We start from the raw sequence: 1080 nt of genomic DNA on the forward strand, positions 1-1080 counted from the left end.
TGGAAAACTCGCTGCGCCATACACCGGAAGGCACGACGGCAACGCTGTCTGCCCGAACGACGCGCGATGCGATCGAGGTGACGCTGAAGGATGACGGACCAGGCGCTCCGAGCACCGATGCCGAACGCCTGTTCCAGCGCTTTGCCCGCGCTGAAACGTCGCGCTCAACCGATGGGCACGGGCTTGGTCTCGCACTGGTCCGCGCAATCGCTGTCGGGCATGGCGGCAACGCCATCCTGTCGGGAAGCGGCAGCGGGTTCGGCGTCACCATTCGGCTGGCGACCGGTCGACAAGGATGATCCCCGCCCTCAAGGTGCCCCAAAACTCCGGCATAACCAGGTTTTGGGAATGACCCGACTTTCCCATTTCGCGATCCCAACGGGAATGCCCCGGCCGTCTCGCCCGCCGTTCCCAATCGAGAATGACATTACCTTTCCAAAGCGAATGTCGTCCGGATGTCGCCGATCAGCGCCGCGGGATTTTCCATCGCGGCGAAGTGGCCGCCACGATCGGGCTGGGTGTAGTGAATCAGTTTGGCGAACCTCTTCTCCGCCCAGCGACGCGACAGCCGCAGCGCCTCGCGCGGGAACATGCTGACGCCCGATGGCACCGGGATCGGATCGCTTGGCATACCTCCCTGCGCCTGCGCATTGTCCCAGTAGAACCTTACCGAGCTGGCCCCGGCATTGGGCAGCCAGTAGAGCATGATGTCATCGATCATATGATCGAGCGGGATCACCCGCTCCGGCTTGCCCCCGCTGTCGGTCACGTCCTGGAACAGGGCGTAGATCCAGGCCGCGAGACCGACCGGGGAGTCGGCCAGTGCGAAGCCGACGGACTGCGGGCGGGTGTTCTGCAGCTTCATGTAGCCGGACTGTTCGGCCTCGTACCGCTTCATGTCGGCGAGCATCGCCTGCTCTTCCGCAGATGCCGCCGCCACTTCCTGGTCGGTCGGCTGGAACATGACCATGTTGAGGTGGATACCGGCAAGGCCCGGCGCGCGCATGTGCGCCAGCGCCGACACGACCGCCGCGCCCCAGTCGCCGCCCTGTGCGACCCAGTGCTCGCCGTAGCCTAGCC

Annotated in this window: 1 protein-coding gene and 1 pseudogene; one reads left to right on the forward strand and one right to left on the reverse strand. The window is 65.2% G+C overall.

Annotated elements, in window-relative coordinates; translation table 11 throughout:
* On the forward strand, positions 1–299 hold a 299-nt coding region (locus U1700_RS15220; protein WP_332753509.1), incomplete at its 5' end, for a sensor histidine kinase.
* A gap of 128 nt (positions 300–427) precedes the next feature.
* Here the strand turns inward: U1700_RS15220 and U1700_RS15225 are convergent.
* Positions 428–1080: pseudogene (locus U1700_RS15225) on the reverse strand (epoxide hydrolase); the annotation flags it as partial.

Origin of the sequence: Sphingomonas sp. RB1R13 (assembly GCF_036663775.1) — a bacterium.
GTDB lineage: Bacteria > Pseudomonadota > Alphaproteobacteria > Sphingomonadales > Sphingomonadaceae > Sphingomicrobium.